The sequence below is a fragment of the Microcoleus sp. bin38.metabat.b11b12b14.051 genome (assembly GCF_013299165.1).
In the GTDB taxonomy this organism is placed as follows: Bacteria; Cyanobacteriota; Cyanobacteriia; order Cyanobacteriales; family Microcoleaceae; genus Microcoleus.
Map to the genome: position 1 here is coordinate 323,757 of NZ_JAAFKD010000001.1, position 26,454 is coordinate 350,210.

General features: G+C 46.5%; 20 protein-coding genes. 15 read left to right on the plus strand and 5 right to left on the minus strand.

What is annotated here, in order from left to right; all coding sequences use genetic code 11:
- The first annotated feature begins 42 nt into the window (after positions 1-42).
- The 5 genes from QZW47_RS01440 (at position 43) to QZW47_RS01460 (ending at position 4,971) form a co-directional block, all read left to right on the plus strand.
- Complete coding sequence (locus QZW47_RS01440) at positions 43-1,560, plus strand: FAD-dependent oxidoreductase (protein WP_293122626.1); 1,518 nt, start codon at positions 43-45, stop codon at positions 1,558-1,560.
- Between the two features lie 43 nt (positions 1,561-1,603).
- A complete protein-coding gene (gene glpK / locus QZW47_RS01445) occupies positions 1,604-3,088 on the plus strand; it encodes a glycerol kinase GlpK (protein WP_293122628.1) in 1,485 nt (494 codons plus the stop codon).
- Between the two features lie 267 nt (positions 3,089-3,355).
- On the plus strand, positions 3,356-3,733 hold the full coding sequence (locus QZW47_RS01450; protein WP_293122631.1) for a c-type cytochrome: 378 nt from the start codon (positions 3,356-3,358) through the stop codon (positions 3,731-3,733).
- Positions 3,734-4,075: 342 nt separating this feature from the next.
- Positions 4,076-4,576: a DUF3122 domain-containing protein gene (locus QZW47_RS01455; protein WP_293122634.1), complete on the plus strand. Its 501-nt coding sequence runs from the start codon at positions 4,076-4,078 to the stop codon at positions 4,574-4,576.
- Positions 4,577-4,755: 179 nt separating this feature from the next.
- The gene (locus QZW47_RS01460; protein WP_293122637.1) at positions 4,756-4,971 is read left to right on the plus strand and encodes a hypothetical protein; all 216 of its coding nucleotides are present in this window, start codon (positions 4,756-4,758) and stop codon (positions 4,969-4,971) included.
- Between the two features lie 380 nt (positions 4,972-5,351).
- Here QZW47_RS01460 and QZW47_RS01465 read toward each other — a convergent pair whose 3' ends face one another.
- Positions 5,352-8,306 carry a pentapeptide repeat-containing protein gene (locus QZW47_RS01465; protein WP_293122640.1) on the minus strand — a complete coding sequence of 985 codons (2,955 nt, stop codon included), beginning with the start codon at positions 8,304-8,306 and terminating at the stop codon, positions 5,352-5,354.
- A gap of 474 nt (positions 8,307-8,780) precedes the next feature.
- On the opposite strand from QZW47_RS01465, the gene rplU reads away from it, so the two are divergent.
- Together rplU and rpmA are read left to right on the plus strand one after the other, a co-directional pair.
- A complete protein-coding gene (rplU, locus tag QZW47_RS01470) occupies positions 8,781-9,173 on the plus strand; it encodes a 50S ribosomal protein L21 (protein WP_293122643.1) in 393 nt (130 codons plus the stop codon).
- 28 nt (positions 9,174-9,201) lie between these two features.
- On the plus strand, positions 9,202-9,486 hold the full coding sequence (gene rpmA, locus QZW47_RS01475) for a 50S ribosomal protein L27 (RefSeq protein WP_293122646.1): 285 nt from the start codon (positions 9,202-9,204) through the stop codon (positions 9,484-9,486).
- Between the two features lie 254 nt (positions 9,487-9,740).
- Here the strand turns inward: rpmA and thiS are convergent, their stop codons facing one another.
- Both thiS and QZW47_RS01485 read right to left on the minus strand, forming a co-directional pair.
- Positions 9,741-9,953 carry a sulfur carrier protein ThiS gene (gene thiS, locus QZW47_RS01480; RefSeq protein WP_293123382.1) on the minus strand — a complete coding sequence of 71 codons (213 nt, stop codon included), beginning with the start codon at positions 9,951-9,953 and terminating at the stop codon, positions 9,741-9,743.
- Between the two features lie 149 nt (positions 9,954-10,102).
- A complete protein-coding gene (locus QZW47_RS01485; protein WP_293122649.1) occupies positions 10,103-11,185 on the minus strand; it encodes a thiamine phosphate synthase in 1,083 nt (360 codons plus the stop codon).
- 355 nt (positions 11,186-11,540) lie between these two features.
- Between QZW47_RS01485 and QZW47_RS01490 the strand changes: the two genes are divergently transcribed.
- Positions 11,541-13,286, plus strand: coding sequence for a DUF1565 domain-containing protein (locus tag QZW47_RS01490; RefSeq protein ID WP_293122652.1), 1,746 nt, complete (start codon positions 11,541-11,543; stop codon positions 13,284-13,286).
- Between the two features lie 1,036 nt (positions 13,287-14,322).
- On the opposite strand, the gene QZW47_RS01495 is transcribed toward QZW47_RS01490, so the two are convergent.
- Entirely contained in the window at positions 14,323-15,015 is a 693-nt protein-coding gene (locus QZW47_RS01495) for a peptidoglycan-binding protein (RefSeq protein WP_293122655.1), read from the minus strand.
- Here QZW47_RS01495 and QZW47_RS01500 point away from each other — a divergent pair.
- The 5 genes from QZW47_RS01500 to QZW47_RS01520 all read left to right on the plus strand — a co-directional run bounded on the left by QZW47_RS01500 (position 15,014) and on the right by QZW47_RS01520 (position 21,655).
- Positions 15,014-15,265: a hypothetical protein gene (locus tag QZW47_RS01500; RefSeq protein WP_293122658.1), complete on the plus strand. Its 252-nt coding sequence runs from the start codon at positions 15,014-15,016 to the stop codon at positions 15,263-15,265. The genes QZW47_RS01495 and QZW47_RS01500 overlap by 2 nt on opposite strands.
- 77 nt (positions 15,266-15,342) lie before the next feature.
- A complete protein-coding gene (locus QZW47_RS01505; protein WP_293122661.1) occupies positions 15,343-17,271 on the plus strand; it encodes an SdrD B-like domain-containing protein in 1,929 nt (642 codons plus the stop codon).
- Entirely contained in the window at positions 17,272-17,559 is a 288-nt protein-coding gene (locus QZW47_RS01510; protein WP_293122664.1) for a hypothetical protein, read from the plus strand.
- Between the two features lie 483 nt (positions 17,560-18,042).
- Entirely contained in the window at positions 18,043-20,589 is a 2,547-nt protein-coding gene (locus QZW47_RS01515) for an SdrD B-like domain-containing protein (protein WP_293122667.1), read from the plus strand.
- Between the two features lie 205 nt (positions 20,590-20,794).
- Positions 20,795-21,655 carry an SDR family oxidoreductase gene (locus QZW47_RS01520; RefSeq protein ID WP_293122670.1) on the plus strand — a complete coding sequence of 287 codons (861 nt, stop codon included), beginning with the start codon at positions 20,795-20,797 and terminating at the stop codon, positions 21,653-21,655.
- A gap of 371 nt (positions 21,656-22,026) precedes the next feature.
- Here the strand turns inward: QZW47_RS01520 and QZW47_RS01525 are convergent, their stop codons facing one another.
- Positions 22,027-23,055, minus strand: coding sequence for a hemerythrin domain-containing protein (locus tag QZW47_RS01525; RefSeq protein WP_293122673.1), 1,029 nt, complete (start codon positions 23,053-23,055; stop codon positions 22,027-22,029).
- A 304-nt stretch (positions 23,056-23,359) separates the two neighbouring features.
- Between QZW47_RS01525 and QZW47_RS01530 the strand changes: the two genes are divergently transcribed.
- Both QZW47_RS01530 and QZW47_RS01535 read left to right on the plus strand, forming a co-directional pair.
- Positions 23,360-24,625 carry a pitrilysin family protein gene (locus tag QZW47_RS01530; RefSeq protein ID WP_293122676.1) on the plus strand — a complete coding sequence of 422 codons (1,266 nt, stop codon included), beginning with the start codon at positions 23,360-23,362 and terminating at the stop codon, positions 24,623-24,625.
- Between the two features lie 525 nt (positions 24,626-25,150).
- A complete protein-coding gene (locus QZW47_RS01535) occupies positions 25,151-26,422 on the plus strand; it encodes a pitrilysin family protein (protein ID WP_293122679.1) in 1,272 nt (423 codons plus the stop codon).
- Positions 26,423-26,454: the final 32 nt, after the last annotated feature.

Genomic DNA, 26,454 nt, shown 5'->3' on the forward strand with positions numbered 1-26,454 from the left:
GGAATACCAATTAAGCTAAAAATTGTACATAATCAAAAAAATATGCTAAATACTGTTTTTAATGTCCCGTCCGAACAAAAACAAAAAATAGCAATTATTGGAGCTGGTGCAATGGGAGTATCAATAGCCTGTTTTCTAGCCAAATTAGGAATTGCTAATATTACTCTATTTGAAGCTGAATCAAGACCTTTTAACAGTAAAAGTGCTTCAATTAATAATACAGGAATTTTACATCATTTTGTTTATGGTGGACACGCAAAAACTTTAGATTTGCTGTTAAAACAAGGGATTTTGTTTAGAAAACTCATGCCACCTTATGTTTTTGGAGATGATCGTGTTAATTATTTAGTTCCTAATCAACAAGAAAATACCGCCATCTACAAACAGGGAGTGACATTTAAAGAGGTTGCCGATCAATTAGTCAAGTTTTATAGGCAACATTTAATTAAACATCCTGAAGATTGTTTTTTGGGGCAACCAGAAGACCTGGTAAGAATCATGAATGAACAGGATTTAAAACATTTATTAGGTGAAAAGGTTGGTGTCGATCGAGAAAGTTGGTTGAAAACTGAAAAGGGAGTTTTTGCTGGAGCAGTTCAAATTAAACAATCTGTATTAAATATTGGTGAATTTGCTTGCCACATGATTAAACTCCTTGAGCTTTTGTCTAAGCAGGAATTATTGAATGTTAGTTATTCCCAAAAAGTTACTAATGTCGCCATTAACGATCGAGGATTTGAACTGACAATAAATTCTAATAAGATTCTTGACTTTGATACAGTAATTAATGTTGGTTATGCAAAAAGTTTAGAAATTCCTATTCCTTCAAAGCAAAGCAAACACCAGACAGAAGGTAATTTAGTGAAATTTAAAATTTATGGATTGTATAAGATTTCTTCCGCTCTGAAATTGCAAATACCTAACATTATCAACAATTTTTCAAGCACTATCATGATTCGGGGTCAATATGGAGGAGTTATTAAAGTTGGAACCGATATTCTAGCTATTTTTTCGGGATTGTACTACAACCATGATCAGTTATATTTTCCAGTAGATGAATCTCAACAATATCTCCCTCAAAAATGGTTTCAGCAAATAGAAAAAATCCTAGGGAAGACAGAAGAAGAGGTAATGACAGCTATAAAGCAAGACATATCTCAATGGATTCCCTGGGTTAATGAACTGGAAAACCTTAAGCTGAAAAAAGCTGTACAAGTTTACCCCGGTCGAAAGCAGACCAATGATTTAGAGGCTGCTCAGCGAGATGACAATCCGATTCGTTATATGTATCAGCACGATAATGGAGGTAAATATATTCATCAGCCAGGGTTTAAATTGACTTCTATTCCTTATCAAGCTTGTCAGCTTGTTCTTGAAATCTTATCAATCTATATACTCAAGGGCATTTTAACAAAAGAGCAAGTAGAGCAAAATATAAAGATCGATCGTAATTCAGATATCATACTCTCACCGGAAATGGAATATGCACTTGGTAAAGGTTTACCACAAGTAGATGATTGTGAAAGAGAAAAAATAATTCAAACATGGAATATTTATTAAAAAATATCTAATTGGTCAATGATCAATAAAAGGTTTATAAAAGATGGGAAAATACGTAGCTGCGATCGATCAAGGAACCACAAGCACTCGATTTATCATATTCGATCGCCTGGGACAGATAATTTGCAGCAACCAACAAGAACACCAGCAGATTTATCCGCAGCCTGGATGGGTTGAACACAATCCCGAGGAAATTTGGCAGCGCACCCAAAGCGTAATTAAAAATACCCTGGAAATCGGCAATATCGATACTAAAGATATTGCAGCCCTCGGTATTACCAACCAGCGGGAAACTACAATTGTTTGGGACAAAAGCACAGGCAAATCCTACGGAAATGCGATTGTTTGGCAAGATACTCGCACTCACCAAATTTGTAATAGCTTAGCAGAAGTTGGCGGCAAAGACCGATTTCGCGATCGCTCCGGTTTGCCACTAGCAACTTATTTCAGCGGCCCAAAAATTAAATGGATGCTGGACAATATTGCAGGATTGCGGGAATCGGCAATTCGAGGTGATGCGATTTTTGGCAATGTCGATGCTTTTCTAATTTGGCATCTCACCGGCGGCGCGCACGTTACCGACGTTACCAACGCCAGCCGCACAATGCTGATGGATTTGCAAACCCTCGATTGGGATGCCGAAACTTTGGAAATCATGGGAATTCCCCGCCAGATGTTGCCGGAAATTTGTCCTTCGAGTCACGTTTTTGGGACTGCACAAGGATTGTTAGATGGTGTTCCAATTGCTGCTGCTTTGGGAGATCAGCAGGCCGCTTTGGTCGGGCAAACTTGTTTCAGTGTCGGCGAGGCGAAAAATACTTACGGTACGGGCTGTTTTATGCTGCTGAATACCGGTGAGGCGATCGTCCCTTCAAAGCAAGGATTACTGACAACAGTCGCCTACAAGATGGGAGAATCGCCCGCTGTGTATGCTCTAGAAGGCAGTATTGCGATCGCCGGAGCATTAGTACAGTGGCTGCGAGACAACTTGGGTATCATCAAGACATCTGCGGAAGTAGAAACATTAGCAAATACCGTCGCAGATAGCGGCGGAGTTTACATTGTCCCCGCCTTTTCTGGACTCTACGCGCCCTATTGGCAAGATAGCGCCAGGGGAGTAATTGCAGGTTTAACTCGCTACGCGACTAAGGCACACATTGCGCGCGCAGTATTGGAAGCGACAGCATGGCAAACGCGCGAAGTATTGGATGCGATGAATCAGGATTCTGCGGTGCAGCTTTTATCCTTAAAAGTAGACGGTGGGATGGTGGAAAATCACACGCTGATGCAGTTTCAGAGCGATGTTTTGGGAGTGCCTGTGGTGCGGCCCGTGGTAGCGGAAACTACCGCCTTGGGTGCTGCTTATGCGGCTGGTTTGGCCGTGAGTTTTTGGAGCAAACTAGCCGAATTGCGGGATAATTGGGCTGTCGATTGTACTTGGGAACCGCAAATGTCGATCGCACTTCGCGAGCAAAAATACCGCTTTTGGAAAAAAGCAGTTTCCCGCACCTTCGACTGGGAAGAATGAATCACGAATACTGTTGGTTAACAGTTTAGCTTAATCTGTCGCAGTACCCGCAGTCCGGCAGGGGTTTAAACCCCTGCCTCATAGCTAAAGTCGGTTAAAACCGACTGAAGAGTTATGTTGGAATTATTGCTCTCTCTCTCATCTCCCTCTGCGTTCTCTGCGTCCTCTGTGGTTAAATAATTCCATTCCAACCAGAAACGATATTAATCTCAAATATGTATTTAGTGATATCATCAAGTCAAACACGATCGCTTGACCTGTAAATCAATGATTTTGCTAACTAAATTCAAAAAACTTCTTGCCACCACCCTATTAATACTGACACTAGCCTTTGCAGAAATCGCAACTAACTCCCAAAGTGCGATCGCAGATCCAGCAACAACACCTGCCACCGCCACCGCCGCCGAAGTCTTCAGCATCAACTGTGCAGGCTGTCACATCAACGGTAGCAACATCATCAGACGAGGCAAAAACTTGAAACAAAAAGCCTTAAAAAAATACGGCATGGATTCCATCACCAATATTTCCAACTTAGTAACCAACGGTAAAAATATCATGCCCGCTTACAAAGCTCGTTTGTCCGAACAACAAATTATCGATGTCTCCGGCTACGTGCTATCCCAAGCCGAAACCGACTGGAAATAGTATTTGTAGGGTGTGTCGCCATCAAAAATGCCTGCATTCAATCGACAATTTCACGGCGACGCACCTTAGTATTTGTAGGGTGTGTCGCCATGAAAAATACCTGCATTCAATCGACAATTTCACGGCGACGCACCTTATACATGATACCCGTGAAAACAAAGTCATTTTTGTTAGCAAGACTTTTTATAAATGGCATCATTTATTTTGTTTGCATAACCTCGCAATTATGCAGGTGCGTCGCTATCAGATTGTCATATTTAGTTATGAATTTTTCATGGCGACACACCCTACAACTTCTCGGATCAAAATAAGCAAAGTAATTATGAATCATGGAGGTATTATATGAAAAACCATACTTGTTGGCGCAAAACTTTAACTATCATTAGCCTGTGCTTCTATCTAATCCTAGCTATCAGCCCGCCCGCTTTCGCCTCAATTCACAAATATCCAGAAACAGCAGACAGAGTAATGTTCCGCTCGGTACAAAGCCTCCGCGACACGAACGATAAAGCGTGGCAAGTTGTTTTGTATAAGCGAGTACAGTCAGGATTAGTCAACTCATTTAATCTGAGATTAGTAGGATTTCCCGGAACCGAATTGCAGCACTCTGTCCCCCTGACTGTTGCTGCCGGAAGTCGCGAAATTGGCAAAGCCAATGATATTTGGAGCGAGTCAGAGTTGCCGATTAATGTCGGAGAATACAATTTTAAATCAATAATTACACAATTGGAAAGCAATCAACCTTTGCGGTTGAGTTTACCTGTGAAAGGTGAAAAAGAAGTTGGGTTGCTGGTTCCTCCTTTTTCTATCAGAGAATGGCGGCTGTTGTTAGATACGGAGTAAATATACTTATCAACTCCACTATAGAGTGAGCTTTGTGTATCAAAAGCTACTACGTTCAAGTACGCCTTAAGGTAGATTTAACCCTATTTATACGTAATAATGAAACAAACTAAATGTAGTGTTAGTCTAGCGATAAAACTACATTGTTGATAACGTGCGTGTCTTCAGGGTGAACGACTATGAGTTTAATCAGTACAATTGTCCGAAAAGCTTTGGAAACGGGTTATTTAACGGTTGAGGCCGAGGAAATGTTGCGACAGCAGTTGCAGATGACTAAGTACGGTTTAGAAGATTTTGATGCTTTTATTACCTTGCAAAAAGAGGTGATGGAAGGTCGGGTAAGACACCAGGCTTTAGAATTGTTACGAAGTAGCGGATGTTCTGTGACTGCTTGAATGAAGAGCGATATATCGCAATACGCTTGGGTTAACTTTTTTTGTCATTGCGAGCTCTTAGCGAAGCAATCGCAGCATCTATGTTTCACATCGTTTTTTCGACTGGACAGTCTTAACTGAATCTTATTACTTTATATCGGCTTTTGCGGGGCGGGTAAGATGTCCGCCCGACAAGGAACTCTATCTTCGTTTCCTATTGTTTTCGGTTGCTTCGGTATCCTATTGGTTGGGGAAGCAAATTAGTTGTTTGGAATTTTTGACCGCAGATGTCAGTGGATGAACGCGGATCAACGCTGATGGGATGGACAGAATTTTAGTGTATTTTCAGGGGAAGTGCGGGCTACTTCAAAGAAGCGCACGCACAGCCTTGAAAAATGTTTCTACTGTATTCCTAAGTGTCGCCTTAACGCTTCTGGGACGTTAACGGCTTCGGCTAAACCTCGAACATTTTCCCAATTTGTATTTTCGTTCCATTTGACATCGGCAAAACTTCCGCTGAGGTTTGCGCCGCTGAGGTCTGCGCTGCTGAGATATGCGCCTCTGAGGTCTGCGCCTCTGAGGTCTGCGCTGCTGAGGTCTGCGTGGCTGAGGTATGCGCCGCTTAGGTCTGCACTACTGAGGTCTGCACCGCTGAGGTATGCGTCGCTGAGGTATGCGTCGCTGAGGTATGCACCGTTGAGGTTTGCACCGCTGAGGTTTGCACCACTGAGGTTTGCGCTGCTGAGGTCTGCACCGCTGAGGTCTGCATTGCAGCATGCATCGCTGAGGTTTGTGCGCCTAAGTTGTGCGTATCTGAGGGTTGCGTGGTTGAGGTTTGCATTGCTGAGGTTTGCACCACTGAGGTCTACCTCAAAGAAATCTGCGCCGATGAGATTTGCGCCGAAAAGGTTTGCGTCGTTGAGAAATATCCCAACTGTTTGGACAAAGCCAAAAGTCCCAACACAACTGCTATAGCCGATGATACGCAACAAGCGAGTTGCATCGTCAAGCTTACCTTCAGCATTAGGTTTCCCACAAGGATAAAACACCATTTTGTCTTTCAATTCATCTCTCTCCTGACCGTAACGGTGCAACTCCAACAGCAAAATCATCACATTCAAACCAGCGTAAATATCTATTTGTCGCTGCCCCAGTTCTTGAGTTTTCAATTGTCCTCGCAGCAGCCGCAGCTTCTTTTGAGGCAAACTTTCCGGCAGCATATCAATAAATTCCCCTTCGCACCACCGCAGATAAAAATCTTCCAGACGCTGGAATAACTGCACAGGCCGAAACTTACTTGATTCTCCTGCACTAGCCGGAGTTGTCAACAACCCCATCAAATATTCCACAATTTCTACCGTCAGCCCTCCATAACCCAACAAATCATAAATCTCCCATGCCATATCATCGTCTTTAGTATTAAATCCTCTTCCTTTCTTTCCGGGTTCCGTCCACTCTTCCAAACTTTCTTTCAATCGTTCCGCACACAAAAATTCACCAAAACTCTTGTGTACAAACTCCACAGAACCTTCTTTGCTACCTTGCTGAAGATAAAAAACCGCCAAAGCATTTCTCAGGGGATTATCGCCAATCCGTTTTTGTGCGTCTTCAAGTAAGGATTTAACCGATTCATCTGCTTTCAATCGTTCCTCAATCATCGCGAAGGGAGCACATTCTCCCCCCGACTGCACCACGCACAACCCTGCTTCTGTCAGGATGCGTCGCAAATCCTCTGTTTCCAATTCTGTCAAATCACGATTGAGCAATTTAGACCGCTGTTCTGTTAGTACCCAATTCACAGCTTGGTTATAAATCAATATTTTTGCTTGAGTGCTGTTAGTTCCTTGAAAATCCTCAACTTTTAACTTTTCATCCCGGTGCATCGCTGCTAACAGATAAAGCAATAGCGGTTCTCGCGCTAAGTCTGATTTCACCTGTTCTGGACAGCGTTTGTGTTGCAAAAACTGCTTCAAAACTGAGGTTTTTTCAGCACCAAATTGGGCAGCCCAATTCCTTAGCCACTGCTGCTGTAGTTCGTCATCCATCACCTGAATTTCGACTCGCTCCAGATTGTCCGGCATTTGCCTTTCAATTCCTTGCAAAGCTAAAGTTCTGCCAGTAATCAAAACTCGGTGTCTCATTTCCAAATTTTTCTGACAATCCCGCTGAAATTGCCCTACTTGTTTGAGGAATTGCTCTAAACCGCCACAGCTTCTCCCCTCCATCAACAACTCGTCAAAGCCATCCAATAAAAACAAATATCGCGTATTTCGATCCGTCAACCAGTCGTCATCGCTAGCAAAACCCGCATTAACTGCCTCTTTGAGCGTTTCTCGAAAACTCTTCTGCAATGTGGGTATATCTCGCAATCGGATTAACACGGGCGTCCAAACAGGATGCAAATGTTGTCGTACCCTGTCAGCAAACATCCGACAAAAAACGCTTTTGCCACGTCCTGGCCCAGCTTCGACAAACATTACTTTATCTTGTTTATTTTCATCTGCCAGTAAGTTTTCTGCCCAAGTTTCTAAATCAAATGCTTCGGCATCTCGATCGACTTTGCCATTTTTATCAATTGGTTTTGCCTTCAGCGGTACGTAGATATCTTGAAACGTAAAATCTTCTGCAAATACTTTTTCTTTCGGTTTTGAGGCGATTTGTTCTTCCAAGTAGTCATCAATGCTTTGATATTTTTCCTGTGCTTGCTGCCACTCGCGAAAAGAAGGCTGTCCGAGATGTTTGATTGCATCGCCGGAAACTGCCCAGACTTCGATGAAATAGCGGTGAGTATTAGCAGCTACTCTTTCTGTCAGAATTTTAGCTTCATCGGTTTCTAGTCCGGCTTCTTGCAGCCGTTCTAATAGCACTTGGTTAAATTCCTTCGCCAACAGCGAATCGCGGAAGCAAAGCACAGTTTTTTTAGCTTCACTATCGCTAAGTTCAAAATCCTCTATTTTTTTAATTAATTGCTTAATTTGCTCGGAAGCCGGAGTTTGCCCGATGCGATTTAACAGAATATTGTTTTCGTTAAGAAGATTATTAAAACTTTCCAGATAAGCCGCCTGACTGGCGAGGAAAATGCACTCAGCTAAAGTCGGCTGCTGTTGAGTTTTTTCGATATAAACCGCCAGTAGTTTCGCCGCAATCCCGACAAATGGCAATCCAGTTCCCACAACTTGAGCTAAGGGAGAGTTCAAAACCTCTAGCAACAAGTTGCTATTGTCTAGCCCTTGTTCTTTGAACATTTTTGCTAATTCTGCGGCTGCTTTCCCAGCTTCTCCGATTCCCTCGGCTGCTTCGGTAGAATATAGTTCTTTGATATCAGTCGTTAATAATTTCCATATGCGATTTGCCATTTTTACCTGCTGTGGGTGGGAAGAGAGTATTTCATGAATCTACATTCAACATTCTAAGCATTCCATAAAAAATAAAATATGACTTACGCACGGGGACTCAGAAACCGGGTTTTTTCCGAGATTTTTTGTTACAGCCGACAAAACCCGCAAAAACCCGGTTTCTTTGGTTTTGATGCGTAAGTCCTAAATCAGAAACCGGGTTTTTTCCGAGATTTTTTGTTACAGGCGACAAAACCCGCAAAAACCCGGTTTCTTTGGTTTTGATGCGTAATTCCTAAATCAGAAAATATCCTGCACGCGATCGCTTGACAAAAATCCCCAAATCAGCGATAGTTGTAGATTGTCTGTCTAAATCCGGCTCGGATCAGGTTAAGACATTCCAAAAGCTGCAAAACAGTCCACAGTCAAAAGTCCACAACGACCAATGACTCATGACTAACCAGCTACCTGTACGGCAATCTCAACAACCATCCCATGACTTACGCAATCATTGAAACTGGCGGCAAACAATTTCGGGTAGAACCAGGCCGCTTCTACGATATCGAACTGCTTCACGTGGAAGCTGAATCAAAAGTCACGATCGACAAAGTATTTCTGATCCAGCACGAAGATGATGTTCACATCGGTCAGCCTCTCGTAGAAAATGCCACTGTAGAAGGTACTGTACTCCGGCATTTCCGGGGCCGCAAAGTCCTTGTCTACAAGATGAAGCCGAAAAAGAAAACTCGGAAGAAAAAAGGCCACCGTCAAGAAACAACTCGGTTTATGATTGACTCTATTACAGTCAATGGTGTTGTTTTGGCAGCGAGAGATTTGACTCAACCAGTTGTTGAAACTCCCCAATCCGGCGAATCTGAGTCAGAATAAACAATAGTAAATACACTTTGAGGATACTATGGCCCACAAGAAAGGTACAGGTAGTACGCGCAACGGTCGCGATTCTAATTCCCAGCGTTTGGGTGTCAAAAAGTATGGCGGTCAAGTTGTTAAGGCTGGCAACATTTTGATTCGCCAACGCGGCACTAAGGTTCATCCTGGTAATAATGTTGGTATCGGTAGAGATGATACTTTGTTTGCTTTGGTTGATGGTGTTGTGACTTTTGAAAGAAAGGGCAAAACTCGCAAGAAAGTTAGCATTTATCCTGTGGTTGCACCTGTGGCTGAAGCTGTCGCAGTTTAATTTTGGATAGTTTCTTCGTTCCTCGGCTCTGCTTGGGAACGCACGTCTAGAGGCCTTGCTTCCTGATTTTCTATCTCAATATACGAATATCCCTGACTTCTTTAAGAAGTCGGGGATGTTGTGTTTGGTAGACAAGTTTTGTGAGAAATTCGGAATGATTTAACCGCAGAGGCCACAGAGAACACAGAGGAAGAGAAGAGAGAGATGTATAATTTGGATACTAAGGGATTTTTTATGATTCGCTCGCTTTGTGGCTAGCCTCCTCCGACAATTGTCACGATTTCTAAGATGTCGCCTTCTTGCATCTGCGTGGTTTCCCAAAATTGTTTGTGCAGAATTTCGCCGTTGTACTCTACAGCCAGCAATCGCGGATTTAAACCTAATTGTTTTAATAATTCTGGTAGAGGTGTTTCGATCGCACAATTGCGATTTTCTCCGTTAATTTGCAAGGCGATTTGATTTGTCATCATTCAAATATCATCAGCGGGTTGGGTAACAAAATTATATTTCAATAAGAAGACTCGGCGGTTGAAACCGCGTCTACATAAACAAAACCCGCCTCCGCGGGTTGAAGATAAGACGGTTGAAATTACCTTATTTTCGATCGCCAATTAACCTAGGTTTTCGCCTGCAAAGCTTTCTGAGCTTTTAGATTCTGCATCCTAATCAACTGCGAGATGAAGAATTGCGTGACTAAAGTAGGTTGTTCTGCTTCCATAATAGCCCGCACTGTCGCAACTCTTTGGGCTCCGGCATTCAATACTTGATCGAGGTTGTTGATATCAATTCCGCCGATCGCAAACCAAGGAACCGGAGACTTATTAGCAGCATACCGCACGTAGTCCAAACCTGCGGCCTGTTTGTTCGCCTTTGTCGGAGTTTCGTAAACCGGCCCAACTCCAATATAATCGGCTCCTGCATCAATCGCTCGCTGCATTTCCTGAGCATTCGTCGTCGAACTACCGATGATGCGTCCGGGCCCCAGCAACTTGCGCGCTTCCGCCACAGGCAAATCTTGCTGTCCTAAGTGTACGCCGTCCGCATCCGCTGCGATCGCCAAATCTACGCGATCGTTCACAATCAGCAAAGCATCGTAGCGGTGACAAAGTTCGCACAGTTTCCGCACATTTGCTAACTTTACGCCATCGTCCGAGGTTTTGTCGCGGTACTGCACTAAAGTCAGTCCGCCTTGCAAAGCAGCTTCTACAACTGCTAACAAGTTGTCTATGGGCGAAGTTACGAGGTATAACTGCGATCGAAGTAACTGCTGGTAGCGTCGATAAGCCAACAAATCGCTTTCGAGAGTATACACCCGATAGCGCATCTGCTTAAAAGCTTTGCCCATATTTGGATCGTAAACTTTGCCGTACTCTTCCAGTACCCGCAGAGCTTCTTCCACCCGACAAAAATTCGCCGTCAGTAGCTGCTGGATGCTCGAACGCTGTTCTTCCTGCGGGTGAGTCAACTCCGTCCCCGGATCGGCAGGCGTATCCCTAGCGCTGCGTAATTCTGCGGTGTGCCAAAAAGCCAATTCCTGACGCAGTTGCTTGCACTCGCCAGCTAAATCGGCGCTGTTGAGACCAAACCTGCACCATTCTTCAATAATTCTCAACCCTTCGCGCGATCGATCTAGATTTGCATCTAAAATCCGGCAGAGGGCTGGCTGTGCCGGTAAAGTTCTGGTTTGTTTCTCGGTCATTCAGAACCACCTTGATTAAACTAAGTCCTAGCAGTCTACCCGCTACATTCTCCCACGCCGTCAAGATTGTGGTGAAGGCGATCGACCTAATTTTGCCATCAACGGATCTAAATTTGACAAATTTTTAAGTTTTATGGCATTTCAAAAAAACAAAGCATAATAGATCAAACTCGATCGTAGTGGAATCGTTAAGCTGCATACCACACTTCGGAGGAGAGCCGTGAGGTTAGCAGGACAAAACAAAACATTAATAGCAGAAAACCCCAGTAGGTGGGTGAGATTAAACTGCGATCGCACAAACCCGACACGAAACACGGGATGCGAAATTTGGTTCAAAGATAAATTGTGTTTTTTTATGATCCTAAATTCAAAACAGAGCAAGTGTCAAAAAAGTCGTAGCTTGCGGGGCGGAACGCCATCGCCAAACAAGAGTTTAATTTCTTGTTTACTGCTCGTGTTTGCCAGCACGGCTTTTTACAATCCTCAAGCCTCGGCGATCGCTGGCGAGACCGGCTCCGTACAGCTACTTTCCCAAGCGCCAGACAGCGACATTAACATACTCTACGTGAGTTCTAGCGGCGGTAGCGACACGGGAGGTAATGGGAGCGATGTAGCTCCGTTCAAAACCCTCACTTACGCCCTCAGCGTCGCCCCGCCGAAAACCGCGATTTTACTAGCGCCCGGTACTTACAGCGCTCAAAGCGGCGAAAAATTTCCGTTAATGCTCAGGCCCAGCGTAACTGTGCAAGGAAATCCCAACACTCGCGGGCAAAATATTGTCATCAAAGGCGGAGGAGAGTTTATCAGCCCGACTTCGGCGGGTCAAAATATCGCAATTTTAGGCGCAGACGGGGCTGGACTCAGCGGGGTGACGGTGACAAATACCAACTATCGCGGTTACGCTTTGTGGATCGAATCGAGTTCTCCGACAATTGTTAATAATACTTTTTCGGGGAGCACTCACGACGGCATTTCGGTAGTTGGGACTGGAAGGCCGACGATTGGCGGGAATTTTTTCTCGAAAAATGGAGCTAACGGGATTACGATTTTTGGCACTTCCCGCCCGGAAGTTCGAGATAATGTGTTTGAAGACACGGGCTTTGGGGTGAATATCGCACAGAATGCTTCGCCTTTGTTAATCGGTAACAAAATTACTCGGAATAAGGACGGCGTGGTGGTGCAAGCGGAAGCAAGACCGGTGCTGCGTAACAATTATATCGAAAGCAACCGCCGCGATGGAATTGTGGCGATATCCAAAGCTCTACCGGATTTGGGAACTTCGGCGGAACCGGGTGGCAATGTAATTCGCAATAACGGTCAATACGATATTAATAATGCGGCAAAAGGTCAAGTGATACCTGCTTACGGCAATCAATTGCTGAGCAATCGGACAACGGGCTCGGTTGATATGGCTGGAACTTTTAGCCCGCCTTCGCCCATTGCGCGCACGGCTTTGCAGCTAAATGTCGATCGACCTTCGAGTATCGGCGGCCCAGAAACATCTCTCCCTGCTTACACTCCGGGGCGGCTAACTCCCAGGGTTGAAAGAGCGCCAATTGCGCCACCAGCAACCGTTTCGAGGCGACCTGCACCCGCCAGCACTCAGTTACGGCCTCTGCTTCCTCCCAGAAATACCACTGCACCTCAAGGGACTGGGGGAATTGCTATACCTGTACCCGATCCAGATGCTAGATCCGTCAGGGAAAGTTCGGCACAGCAACCAATGATTCCTCCGAATTTTGATAGTTCTAGTGGGGTTTCTTCCGAGGGTAAATTGCCTGTTCCTGGCCGTAACATTCCTCTGGGAAGGGGAGGCTTCGTACCTTCTGGTTTAGGCGGGAATTCTGTGCCAGATTCGGAGAATTCGCCGTTAGTCGATCGAGCTTCTGCTTTAGGTTTCCGCTATCGAGTTGTGGTGGATGCCGAGAGTTCGGGCGATCGACAAAAAATGCTATCCTTGGTTCCCGATGCTTTTCGGACTTTTAGCAATGGGCGATCTGTGATCCAAGCCGGTGCTTTTCGCGATCGTGAACAAGCTGAGGAATTGCTACAAATTCTCACCGCTAATGGTTTGAATGCTCGGATTGAAGATATCAAATGAATATAGATCACACGGCGGTTGAAACCGCGTCTACACAAACGAATTCCGCCTCCGCGGAATGAAGAAAATAACGCGGTTTCAACCGCCCGGTCTTCAACCCGCGGAGGCGCGTGAGTGTCTGTGTCGGCGCGGTTTCAACCGCTGGTCTACATCTACAAATTCTCAGCACTAATGGTGTGAATGCTCGGATTGAAGATATCAAATGAATATAGATCACACGGCGGTTGAAACCGCGTCTACACAAACGAATTCCGCCTCCGCGGAATGAAGAGAATAACGTAATTTTAACGGCCCGGTCTTCAACCCGCGGAGGCGGGTTTTGTCTGTGTAGGCGCGGTTTCAACCGCCGTCTTCTCTTGAACTCTACTGACTACATCAAAAATTTTAGGGCCCAGCATTATCGGAATGCCAGACCCTAAAACATTTGTGAGTTAAGTTGATTCAAGTGGGTTTTTAGCTCTGCTGAAATTCAGCAAACAACTACTACTAAGGTGGACTTTTTGGCAACTGCTTTGCGAGCGAACTAGCTATTAGCGGAGCCTATTCAGACTTCTGTGTTTGATTGTGCGATCGCAATTCTAACTTGATAACTTTCGATTTCTCAAATCGCCTCAAGCTACTTCACAAATCCCGAGCGCAATGTCAACCTTCTCTTTGCTAATAAACTATCACGATTCAGGCGTTGCCTGCGAACTAGAGCCGAGCGGGACAAATACTCTAATTCAAAAATTTTTATCCAAGTTTTTTGTGCTACTTGGTTTCTGCCCCTCATGTATTTAAACTAACACCAAGTCCGCACATAACAATACTTTGTTTACCAAACTTGACACTTTTTGACGCACCGAAATACTTCAAAAACTTATTATTCACAATTTGTAAAGTCCGTAGGTCATAGAATGTGCAGTTTGCCAATAAAATCTCGACTAGGGCAATAGCAGAAACCGGGTTTTTACCAAAATACGGCGTTACATCGAGAGTTTTCCGCAAAAACCCGGTTTCTTGAGTCTTAGTGCGTCCAAGAATGTAGACCTTGCTGTCACCGCAGCAGGGCTTCCCAAGTAGCGCGGCCGACAATGCCGTCTGCTGGTAGCTGATATTTTCGCTGAGCAGCCTTGACAGCAGCTTCAGTTTCGCGCCCGAACACGCCGTCAGCACTCGCGCGCAAAAAGCCCTTAGCCCTCAGCCGCTCTTGCAATTCTTTGACTGCCGGCCCGCGCATTCGTCTTCTCAAAACCGGAAAATTGGTTGGCTGCGGTTGTGGGTTAATCTCTGAATTTTCGGGAGTTGCAGGAGTATTGGCGATCGGGTTTTCAACGCTAGCGCTCGGAGCCGCGGGAAACAAGCGGTTCCAAGTATCTTGACCCACTATGCCATCAGGGGCGACGCCTGCTGCTGCTTGGAACTCAGACACAGCTTTAGCGGTGCTTTTGGAGAAAATGCCATCTACCTCGCCGTTATAAAATCCCAATAATTTAAGAGCAGCTTGGAGTTCGGTGACATCCGAGCCGCGGCTGCCGACTTTCAGGGCGGGACGGACGATCATCGCACCTGTTTGGGGTGTTTGGGCGATCGGGCTGTTATTGTTACCTGGTTCGGAGGTAGGTAACTGTGCAAGAGTGGGAGTCGAGGCGATCGCGCCCAGTGCCAAAAAACCGCACAAACTCCAGCCGAGGAGCCAACTCGGAACCTCGCGGCTTTTATTCCAGCTTGCTCTCAGGTTTCGGGACATGGGAAATTTGACCTCTGCAAAACTCCGTAGCGATCGTACATCAAATTGGGCATTGGGCATTGGGCATTGGGCATTGGGCATTGGGCATGGGGCATGGGGCATTGGGCATTGGGCATTGGGCATTGGGCATTGGGCATTGGGCATTGGGCATCTCGCCCTGAGCGAAGTCGAAGGGTGGGGCATGGGGCATGGGGCATGGCGCCTTTTTGATTCTCAGCGCTTCCCTCCGATCAAAAAATTAATCCCCTGAAATAGCTGCAATCGGCAAAAAAAACTGCTAGATTGCCGTAGAGCAAACATTGAACCGCGTTCATTGAGCCCCAACACATGACCGAATCCAGCAACCCTAGCAGAAGCGCCAGCCAAATAGACATCGGCAACGTCAACATCGGCAACTTCCAAGTCGGTAGCATCAGCGGCAACAAATACAACGACTTTAACGCCAACGGGCGGCCCGACGGCCTAGATGTGCCAATTCCCAACTGGCAAATCTACCTCGACCTTAACAACAACGCCCGAATCGATCCGGGCGAGCCTTCCACTCTCACCAACCCCCAAGGCAATTACATCTTTGCCAACCTGCCGCCTGGTACTTACCAAGTTAGGGAAGTCCAGCAGCCGAACTTTCGCCAAACTACGCCCAATCCCGCACCCATAACGATTACCAGCGGGACAAATGCTGGCAATATTAATTTTGGTAATAATTTCAACGCTGGGACGATCGCAGGTACAAAATTCAACGACATCAACAGCAACGCCCGCCAAGATCCAGGCGAACAACCGCTAGCTAACTGGCAAATCTACCTCGATCTCAACCGCAACAACCGGCTCGACGGCGGCGAACCTTCTACTATTACAAACCTTCAAGGCAATTACGCTTTTGTCAATATTCCCGCAGATACATATTTGGTAAGAGAAGTTCAGCAACCGGGTTTTCGTCAAACTACGCCTGACCCTGGCCCGATTAACGTTACTTCCAACGCCACTATCACCAACGTCAATTTTGGTAATGTCTTTTTTGTCGGCAGCATCAGCGGTCTCAAGTTCAATGACCTCAATGCTAACAGCATCCGAGATGCGACAGACCCGCCTCTGGCTAACTGGCAAATTTACCTCGACCTCAACGCCAACAACAGGCTAGATCCGGGCGAACCCAATACCATCACTAACCCACAAGGCGACTACACTTTTGGCAATGTTTCCCCTGGCCGGTATTTGGTGAGGGAAGTTCAGCAACCGGGATGGATTCAGACTACGCCAAATCCAGGGGCGATCGACATTACGGGCAATACTAACGCTGTCGGCGTCAATTTCGGCAACAATTTCCCCACTGGTAGTATCAGCGGCTTCAAGTTCAACGACCTCAACGCTAACGGTGTCAACGAACCGACGGAACCGAGAGTTGCCAACTGGCCGATTTATATCGACCTCAACAACAATGGCACCCGAGATCCCAACGAGCCTTCGACTTTAACAAACGCCCAAGGTAATTTCTCTTTTATCAACTTGTCCCCTGGCATTTATTCGGTCAGAGAAGTCCCGCAGCCCGGTTTCCGACAAACTACTCCAAATCCGACTCCGATTACCGTGGGTAACGGCACAAATGCCACTAATCTCAGCTTTGGCAACGTGTTGGTAACGGGGACGATTAGCGGTGTGAAATTTAACGATTTTAATGCCAACGGCCGCCTAGATGCTGGGGAACCGCCAATACCCAATACCCAAATTTACATCGACCTCAATAACAACAGCCGTTTAGATCCGGGCGAAGCCAATACCTTTAGCGATAGTCAAGGTAATTACAGTTTCCGCAATGTTCCGGTAGGTAGTTACATCATTAGGGAAGTTCCACCCCCAGGCTTCATTCAAACCACTCCGCCTGCACTGGTGGTTGTCTCGGCAGATGTTCGGGCCAGCAGCATCGATTTGCTGACGGGAGATCCTGAAAGTCGATCGGCTAAATCATTGAAGGGCGACCCGCTGACGGATGCTACCAACTATACGGGCGAACCTGTCGGCAATATAGGGGCGGATAGCTGGCTTTCGATCGCCGATCGCGATAGTTATCAAATTAGCGATCTTTTGGTCGATCGACCAGCCGTAAATTTAGGCAATCTTCCTAACTTGGCGCCACAGAATGTCAATCTGGCTCCTGATACACAAATCGTCGGACTTGTCAACAAAAATGAATTAATTAATCTATATCTGAGAAACTCGTTAGTGTCAGTAGGTGCGACCGATTTGTCGGTGATGTAGGTGGCGATCGAACTCGATCGCCCGTTCGCCGAAACCGCAGATAAAAATCAGAAAGAGATTAAAGGGCGATCGCGTGATACCCTATTGTTGGCAACCTCCAACACTCAAGCCTATGTTCCGGGAGCTCTGGAGCTGGCTTGTATATTGGGTGCAATATTCAGAGGCTGTGACATCGAGCGTGAGGCGAGAAAGTATCAGGCAGTTCCCCTAACTCCGATCGGCATACTTGCAGGCAAAGTAAGTCATGCAATTTTCGATTTTCGCATTGCAGATTTTCGATGGGAATGACTGATTAAATCAGGGTTTGAAACCCACAAAGCAGTTGCATTATTTGGGCTGACGGGTGTCAGATCGAGTCCTGTAGGTCGATCGGTCACAGTTTGCTCTCTTGAGGCAATTTCCGCCTCTGGAATTGGCTTTTGAGAGAGAACCATGACAAATCACAACGATACCGCCAAACTACAACATATTGCGGGGGAGCAGTCAGTCAAGGCCTTTTTCACGCTCGAAACAGCAAGTATGTACGGAGAGAGAAGGCGTGCAAATCTTGAAGATGTTGCCCTCAAATTGCCAGGGCTCTTCAAAACCTGATATACTTGCCAGCGACAAAGCTTGAGGCATTGTTGTGTGAGATGGGGAACATTACCTCAGGCACAGACGTATGTAAAATCGAGTAGCGTTTGTCAGCGACTAGCAACAGCTACTCAGCTATTGACAAACCCATACAGTAGTCTGTAATTTACGTGGATTTAGGTGTGAAGGAGAGAAATCATGGAAAATTTAACTAGCGAAGAGCGCATTGCCCAGCAATTACAGGTTGGGAATACAGGCCCGGCAATTTTAGGTATCAAGTTCAATGACTTGAACGCGGATGGGATCAGACAGGCAAACGAACCGGGTCTGGCAAATATCCCCATTCTCCTCGAACCTGCGATCGGCAGCAACGGCCAATTAAATACAGGGGATGTCTCCGTCCTGACAGACGCTAACGGAGGGTTCTCATTCATAAATCTGGTTCCCGGTAACTACGTACTCACAGAAACCACAGTACCTGCTGGTTTCCGTACTACGACTCCCAACCCCCTCGCTGTCACTGTTGGAAACAGCAACGTCAACGTTTTCTTTGGCAACACCCAGCTTGTGGGTAGCCGGATTGTTGGATGCAAATACTTAGACATAGATGCCGACGGCTTTCGAGACGGCAATGAACCTGGGATTAAAAATGTCAGGATATATCTTGATGGCAGCAACGGTAGCGTCCCCAACGGCAGATTGGATGCAGGGGAACTCAACACATTAACAGACAAAAATGGTGCGTGGTCGTTTAATGTAACACCTGGAACGTACAGAGTTCGGGAAGAACGAGTCAACGGTATCAACGGAGAACCCCTAGAAAGAGATTTCCCCCAAAGCACCCCACCCAACAACATTCCCGTACTGGACGTAACGGTAGCCCCCGGTCAAACCTTTGCCTGCGCTCAAGTTGGTGACACTCCGCTGTATCAAATTGAAATTAACAAATTTCGGGACATAGACCGCAGCGGCACCCGAAATGTGGTAAATGGAGTTTTTGAACCCCCGATTGCTAACGTACCCTTCATTTTAGATGTGAACGGAAACGGTCGCTTTGATACAGGAGAAGAGCTCCAACTCACCGATGTTAACGGTGTGGCTACCTTCAAAAACTTGCGATCGGCCAATTACTCTGTCTTGGAAGTTTTCCCAAGAAGCTCTCTGAGCGAAGTAGGAGGCCCCAACATTCCCCCAGGCAACCTCAATGCTCCAGTGGCAACTACTCCGAACCCCGCTCTGGTTTCCGCACCGGGGCCGCAGGCGCGGTTCCAAGGTACGATCAGCAGAGAGCAACCGATCTTAGTAACAGATCCGAGCTATACACTGAAACCAAACGACCCTAAATTCGTAGATACCAACCGCGACGGCTTTCAACAGCTTGGGGAAAATTCGATCGCAGCAACGGGTGTACGACCGATTTTTGCCAACACGCCTTTAGCTTTCCCAGCGACTAACCCCTCACCAGCACTTACCTTTACTCCTGTCGTAGGTAATACTGGGACTGGAGCTAATAGCGGTGTGGGAAACACTCGACCTAACATCACTGTATTCAAATACAATGACCTGAACGGAAACGGTCGCTTCGAGTCAACTCAGGGTGAAGCACCGATTGGCGGTGTCACTGTGTTCCTAGACACCAACAATAATGGGACTCCTGATGCCGGAGAACAACAAATACAGACTAATGCCCAAGGGAGAGGAGCATTTACAAACCTAGCACCGGGCAATTACACGGTGCGGGAAGTCGTACCGGCTGGTTTCTCGCCTTCGACAACTGCTGCTGTTCCCGTGACTCTAAGCACTCAGGACGCTAACGTTACTTTTGCCAACACGCCGAACAGCAACATCACTGGTTGCAAATTCGAGGACTTTAACCAAAACGGCTACCGAGACGGAAACGAACCGGCGATTGCCAACGTTACTGTTTTTCTCGATACCAATAACAACGGCGCGCTGGATGCAGGGGAAGCAACTACCACTAGCGATCAGTTTGGTACTTTTGCTTTCAGAAATTTGCGTCCCGGTACTTACAACCTGCGAGAAGTACCTCCTCCTGGTTTCTTCCAGACAACTCAACCGCTCAATATCGTTTTGGGCCCCAATCAAACCTTTACTTGCGCTTTGATTGGTAACTCTCGCCGCTATGATTTGTTAGTTCCCAAATTCCGAGACGACAACCGCAACGGCATACAAGACGGGGGGGAACCACCTCTTGCCAATATCCCATTTACTTTGGATTTGAACCGGAACGGTCGTTATGATGCCGGTAGTGAGCCGCTGGTAAGAACGAACGCGCAAGGGATTGCTCTGTTCCCGAATTTGTTCCCTGCCACTTACTCGGTGTTGGAAGTCTTAGGAGATCCTAGCGTTCCCAACGATTTCCAGATCGCAACGGGGCCTAATCCTGTTAGCTTTAACGTGCCGGGCCCGAATACTACGCCTTCGGTGCCACTACCAGCAGCAACTCCAGCAAGAACTGCTTCTAGTATCGATCCGGTAACTGGTGGCACGGATATGGCTGCTACAGTTAGCACCGATCCTTTGACTAACGGCGGTGTTGCCGCTGCTGGGGTGAATGTCAGTGCTGATAGCTTGCTTGCTCCTGAGACAGCAGGCGTGATGAATGTTGACTTCACTAAGTTGAAAGACTTGGCTAATTCCCAGATTGCATTCTTTATGGCAGAGCAAGGTTTCGACAAACCTGACTTGCTGTTGGGCGCTCCAACTACAACTCCGCTGTTTTAATCTGAGGTTGGGTTTCTAGTTAGAGACTCAACAATTAGTAATTAGCTGATTTAAAATGCACCTCAAAACATGATTTTGGGGTGCATTTTTGTGTGGTATCGATCGCACAAACTGTCTTTAGTCGTAGCTTCCTATCCGCAAAAAGAACGATTCCCCGTCCCCAGAAAACCTTTATTTATAGAGGTAGAACTTAGAGGAATGTGTTATGCCAACTCAACAAAAGACAAATCCCGCTCAACATCAAGAACAGCAACCGGGCATTGAATCCCAGATGACGCCTGCACCTGAATCCTTCGCCTCGGAATATCGCGGTAGCGACAAATTGCGCGGCAAGGTCGCCTTAATTACCGGCGGAGACAGCGGTATCGGGCGCGCCGTGGCTGTTGCTTTTGCTAAGGAAGGGGCGGATGTGGCGATCGGCTATCTTAACGAAGATGGAGATGCTAACCAGACTAAAGAGGCGATCGAACAACTCGGCCGCCGCTGTCTGGCGATCGCCGGAGACATCGGCGAAGAAAGCACCTGTAAAAACCTTGTGGAACAAACAGTTAAAGAATTCGGCCACCTCGATATCCTCGTCAACAACGCCGCCGAACAGCATCCGCAAGAAAGCATCGAAGACATTACCGCCGAACAATTAGAGCGCACTTTCCGCACCAACATTTTCTCAATGTTTTACCTGACAAAAGCGGCTCTCAAACACCTCAAAGAAGGCAGTGCAATTATCAATACTACCTCAGTCACTGCCTACAAAGGTAATGAACAATTGCTAGATTACTCCTCCACAAAAGGAGCAATTGTTGCCTTTACTCGCTCTTTGTCTCAAAGTTTAGCGGAGAAAGGAATTCGCGTCAACGGAGTCGCCCCGGGCCCGATTTGGACGCCGCTAATTCCGGCAACTTTCCCAGCAGAAAAAGTTGCGAAATTTGGTGCAGAAACGCCCTTGGGACGCGCTGGACAACCCGATGAAGTTGCTCCCAGTTACGTGTTTTTAGCTTCTAAAGATTCGTCTTATATGACGGGTCAAATTTTACATCCCAATGGCGGATCTGTGATTAATGGATAGAAAGAAAGGACTGAAGTCCTGACTACGAACCTTTAGAAAGGACTGAAGTCCTCACTACGAACTTTTAGAAAGGACTGAAGTCCTCACTACGAACTTTTAGAAAGGACTGAAGTCCTCACTACGAACTTCTAGAAAGGACTGAAGTCCTCACTACGAACCTTTAGAAAGGACTGAAGTCCTCACTACGAACTTTTAGAAAGGACTGAAGTCCTCACTACGAACCTGGTTTGTAGTGAGGACTTTAGTCCTTTTTTTTGAAGGTTGGTGAGTTTAGACAAAACATTAATCCCGCCACGTTAGTAGCGGGATTGATAGGTTGCAGTTTAGCTATGCTCTAGTAACACTAGATTGGGAAATAGCGGGCTGCTGAATTAGCTCATTTTAGCCATTTCTTGCTGAATTGTGCTTTTGGCTTCTTTGAATTGAGTAGCCATTTGTTCCATTTGGGCTTCGCTCAGGTTGCGGCTAATTTGAGGGAACATATCGTTTTCTTCTTCTTTTACGTGAGCTTGAACCGCTGTTTTGAGCTGTTGGATTTGAGCTTTGAAATTAGAAGAACTGGGGTTGAGAGCCTTGATTTGGGCGAGCATTTGCTTCATTTCTGCTTGCTCGTTGTACAGTTGTTGGGTATCGCTAAAGTAGCTGCGTACTGCGGGATACACAATTTGTTCTTCGGCTTCTGCGTGCACGCTTAAGTCTTTGTAAAGTTGACCGAAGAATTCTTGCAGTTTTTGAGGATCTTCGGTTTTTTCGATTTCCATGAAGATGGTATCGACTTTGCGGTGATCCATGGAGATGATTTCGGTGATGTTCATCTCATCTTTGGTGCGGGTAACTGCACCGCCGATAATGCCACTCATCGCAGCCATCGCATCTTGGACGCGCGCCCAAACGCCTTGATCGGGGTCTTTTCCGGTGAGCTCGCGCACTCCCAAAATTTCCATAACTCCTTTGAGTTGTTCTTGGTGAGCGCGGTTTTCAAAGTTCACTGTGTTGAGCGGTACAATGGCTGCTTCGATATCTGCACCGACTACTTGGGCGGCTTTGTGTACTAACAAGCCGGCCATTGTTTGTTTGTGTTTGAGCAGTTCGTGCTGGGTGACTTTTTCAAACAGGGTGAGTTCTGAACCTTCCATCAGTTTCTGAATTTCTTCAACCATTTTTGTGGTGGTTTCTTTCGGTTCAGCTTGAATGCCGTATTGGATGATGGTTGTTTCCAATACGCCGAGGTTTTTGCGATCGTCCTCCAGCATATCCCGGAAGCGATCGCACAGTTCGGAGTCGTTGCAGGAATTGATGAACAATTGCTCGTTGGCGATCAGCAAGTTTTGCAGCGCTTTCATGTCTGCTAGTTTCATCGCGATCGCTTGGCGCTTGGTATCTTCAAGGGTAGCTACCATCTGTCGTGTCTCCTCTGGATGTCTTTTGTGTTCTTACATCTTTTAATTTATGGAAATACTCAGATAACTTCCTCTTTCTCTCGACTGATTGATCGATCGCTCGCAGAAGCTATTGACTTTTGATCAAAAAAATGGTAAGTATTTGAGGCTGCTTAATAAAAAGCAAAAAATAAACAATAACTAATGACTAAGGTTGAATTACAGAGAGCAGTCATCATTTCTGTATCAATTAATCCCGATCGCATATCAGTAAAGCGCTACCATAGTTGCAGCCGAAGTTAACTAAAGTTTAAGAAGAACTAGCTTGTCTCAACTGCTCGCTGCTTTAGAGTTCCCAGCCAATGTCTGGAAGCTGCACAATGGGTTAACGGTGATTCACCAGCAAATTGCGGCCACCCCTGTGGTTGCGCTAGACGTGTGGGTGAGGGCTGGCGCTACTAAGGAGCCCGATTCTTGGTCGGGAATGGCTCATTTTCTAGAACACATGATATTTAAAGGGACGGATGCGATCGCCCCTGGAGAATTTGACCAAGTAATCGAAAATCGCGGCGGTGTCGCCAACGCAGCTACAAGTCACGACTACGCCCATTTTTATGTCAATGCTGGGGCAGATTATTTAGCAGAAATGGCGCAGCCACTAGCAGAATTGCTGCTGCGCGCTGGGATTCCCGATGCAGAATTCGATCGCGAACGAGATGTAGTCCTCGAAGAAATTCGCCAATCTCAAGATGATCCCGATTGGCTGGGTTTCCAAGCAATGATGGAAACAGTTTACCAGCAACATCCCTACAGGCGATCGGTACTCGGGACGGAAGAGTTGCTGATGTCGCGAACTCCCCACGAAATGCGGTGTTTTCATCGATCGCACTATCAGCCGGAAAATATGACTGTGGTGATAGTTGGCGGAATTGAGGAAGAAGAAGCCAGGGATATCATAGGGAAATCATTCGAGAAGTTTTCAGATAGATGGGATTGTCCTAAATTTGTCTCCGAAGCCGAACCGCCGTTAGTAGAAATTCGCCGTCAGGAACTCCGTCTTCCCCGATTGGAACAAGCGCGGCTGATGATGGCGTGGACTGGGCCGGGAGTTGAACACCTGCAAAGTGCTTGCGGCTTGGATTTGCTCTCTGTGTTGCTCGCAGACGGGCGGAGTTCGCGTTTAGTTCGGGAACTGCGCGAAGAATTACAATTGGTACAGGCGATAGAAAGCTCTTTCTCGCTACAACGGGAATCGAGTTTGTTTACGATTAGCGCTGTCTTGGAAGCCGAGGATGTCGAAGAGGTGGAATCTCGGATTTGCGATCGACTGTGGGAATTGCAATCTGAGCCGGTTTCCGAAGCAGAACTGATGCGCGGCAAGCGTTTGCTGTGCAACGACTTTGCTTTCTCGCTGGAAACGCCGGGACAGTTAGCCGGTCTTTACGGATATTACAGTACGATCGCCACTGCCGAATTAGCGCTCAGCTATCCTACCAGGATTAAGTCATTTAAACCATCAGACCTCCAACGCCTAGCTCAACAATATCTCTCTCCCCGACGCTACGCGGCTGTGGTACTCAAACCAGTCTGATGGTTAAATCAATGAATATAAATATCTTTTCTATCGGATAGATGTTGGTTTGTCCGGGGTTTTCTGCGCTGGTGGCGCAGCCGGAGCGAGTAGATTTTGTTACATTTAGATATTGTGCGTCAAACCCTAGCCAGTCTGACAGCATCAGTCTTGAACGCAGCACTATCAAAGAAACCGGGTTTTTGTATTTAATCTGTGAACTACAGCGCGTCTTTTCGTGAAAAACCCGGTTTCAGACTACCTGTGCGTCGAGGACTGATCATCACAAAATGCCAATGGAAAATAGCAAAATGGCGATCGAGTAATTATCAATCAATACGGTTTACTTAAGACTATTTATGCCCCGGAGATCCCCCTAAATCCCCCTTAAGAAGGGGGACTTTGAGAGCTTTCTTGTCCCACCCCCTACTCCCCTTTTTAAGGGGGGTTAGGGGGGATCTCTCTTAAGTCAACCGTATTGAATTATCAATTACCAATTACCCATTACCAATTACCCATTATCGATTCCCAATTACTAAATTAATCATGAAAAATGAAATCCAGCGCACGATTTTAGACAACGGTATTGTTGTCTTAGCATCAGAAAATCCAGCAGCAGATATTATTGCAGCTAGGATATTCCTACGCGCCGGTAGCCGCTGCGTACAGCCCGAACAAGCAGGATTGTGTCACCTACTGTCGGCGGTAATGACTAAGGGAACCGATCGCCTATCTTCGCTGGAAATTGCCGAACGTGTAGAATCGGTGGGAGCGAGGTTGAGTACCGACTCGACTACCGATTACTTTTTAGTAAGTTTGAAGACGGTAACAGCCGATTTTCAGGACATTTTGGAGTTGGCGGCCGAATTAATGCGATCGCCCACTTTCCCGGAAGCTGAAGTCGAACTCGAACGCCGCATTGCGATATCGGCAATTCGATCGCAACAAGAACAACCATTTGCGATCGCCTTCGAGCAATTGCGACACGCCATGTATCAAGAACATCCCTATGCTTTCTCTACCTTGGGTACGGAAGCTACGATGTCAAAGCTTACCAGAAACGAGCTAGAACAGTTCCACAAAACCTATTTCCGTCCCGACAACGTAGTTATTTCTATAGCCGGCCGAATATCTACCGAAGATGCGATCGCTTTAGTCGATCGGACATTTGGATCCTGGAAAGCGCCTTTAACACCCCTGCCGACTTTAACCGTCCCCCCTCTCACAGCCTCCCCTCAATCCGTCGCTAAGGCGCAAGATACGCAGCAATCAGTGATTATGCTGGGCTACCTCGCACCCTCGGTCAAAAATCCCGACTACGCAGCGATTAAGTTGCTGAATACTTATTTGGGTAACGGTTTGTCGAGCCGATTGTTTGTGGAATTGCGGGAAAAACGGGGCTTAGCTTACGACGTTTCCGCCCTCTACGCGACGCGCCTAGACACCGCTCAGTTTGTCGCGTACATGGGTACAGCGCCGGAAAATACGGTGACTGCTTTTGAAGGATTGCGTACAGAAGTCGATCGACTAGCTAACATGGAACTAAGCGAAGAAGAATTGCAAGCTTGCAAGAATAAAATGCTCGGCCAATATGCTTTAGGAAAACAAACTAATTCGCAAATTGCCCAAGTTGTAGGCTGGTACGAAATTCTGGAATTGGGAATTAAATTTGACGAGGAATTTCAAGCAGAAATTGCAGCAGTTACGACTGCGGAAGCTCAGGAAGCTGCTCACAAATACTTTATCGAACCCTATGTTTCTCTGGTTGGCCCAGAGGCTGCGATTAAGGAATTGGGCGTAGTCCCCGCTGTTTGTTGAGGAATTGAGCGAGTTAATTCGGGTGCGTCAGA

Bases quoted from the DNA above. Each gene is read 5' to 3' on its own strand.
- QZW47_RS01490 (WP_293122652.1), top strand. From the start codon at position 11,541: ATGATCCTAAATTCAAAACAGAGCAAGTGTCAAAAAAGTCGTAGCTTG.
- QZW47_RS01450 (WP_293122631.1), top strand. From the start codon at position 3,356: ATGATTTTGCTAACTAAATTCAAAAAACTTCTTGCCACCACCCTATTA.
- QZW47_RS01460 (WP_293122637.1), top strand. From the start codon at position 4,756: ATGAGTTTAATCAGTACAATTGTCCGAAAAGCTTTGGAAACGGGTTAT.
- QZW47_RS01455 (WP_293122634.1), top strand. From the start codon at position 4,076: ATGAAAAACCATACTTGTTGGCGCAAAACTTTAACTATCATTAGCCTG.
- rpmA (WP_293122646.1), top strand. From the start codon at position 9,202: ATGGCCCACAAGAAAGGTACAGGTAGTACGCGCAACGGTCGCGATTCT.
- QZW47_RS01440 (WP_293122626.1), top strand. From the start codon at position 43: ATGCTAAATACTGTTTTTAATGTCCCGTCCGAACAAAAACAAAAAATA.
- QZW47_RS01505 (WP_293122661.1), top strand. From the start codon at position 15,343: ATGACCGAATCCAGCAACCCTAGCAGAAGCGCCAGCCAAATAGACATC.
- QZW47_RS01515 (WP_293122667.1), top strand. From the start codon at position 18,043: ATGGAAAATTTAACTAGCGAAGAGCGCATTGCCCAGCAATTACAGGTT.
- QZW47_RS01485 (WP_293122649.1), bottom strand. From the start codon at position 11,185: ATGACCGAGAAACAAACCAGAACTTTACCGGCACAGCCAGCCCTCTGC.
- QZW47_RS01525 (WP_293122673.1), bottom strand. From the start codon at position 23,055: ATGGTAGCTACCCTTGAAGATACCAAGCGCCAAGCGATCGCGATGAAA.
- QZW47_RS01495 (WP_293122655.1), bottom strand. From the start codon at position 15,015: ATGTCCCGAAACCTGAGAGCAAGCTGGAATAAAAGCCGCGAGGTTCCG.
- QZW47_RS01535 (WP_293122679.1), top strand. From the start codon at position 25,151: ATGAAAAATGAAATCCAGCGCACGATTTTAGACAACGGTATTGTTGTC.
- thiS (WP_293123382.1), bottom strand. From the start codon at position 9,953: ATGACAAATCAAATCGCCTTGCAAATTAACGGAGAAAATCGCAATTGT.
- QZW47_RS01520 (WP_293122670.1), top strand. From the start codon at position 20,795: ATGCCAACTCAACAAAAGACAAATCCCGCTCAACATCAAGAACAGCAA.
- glpK (WP_293122628.1), top strand. From the start codon at position 1,604: ATGGGAAAATACGTAGCTGCGATCGATCAAGGAACCACAAGCACTCGA.
- rplU (WP_293122643.1), top strand. From the start codon at position 8,781: ATGACTTACGCAATCATTGAAACTGGCGGCAAACAATTTCGGGTAGAA.
- QZW47_RS01465 (WP_293122640.1), bottom strand. From the start codon at position 8,306: ATGGCAAATCGCATATGGAAATTATTAACGACTGATATCAAAGAACTA.
- QZW47_RS01500 (WP_293122658.1), top strand. From the start codon at position 15,014: ATGGGAAATTTGACCTCTGCAAAACTCCGTAGCGATCGTACATCAAAT.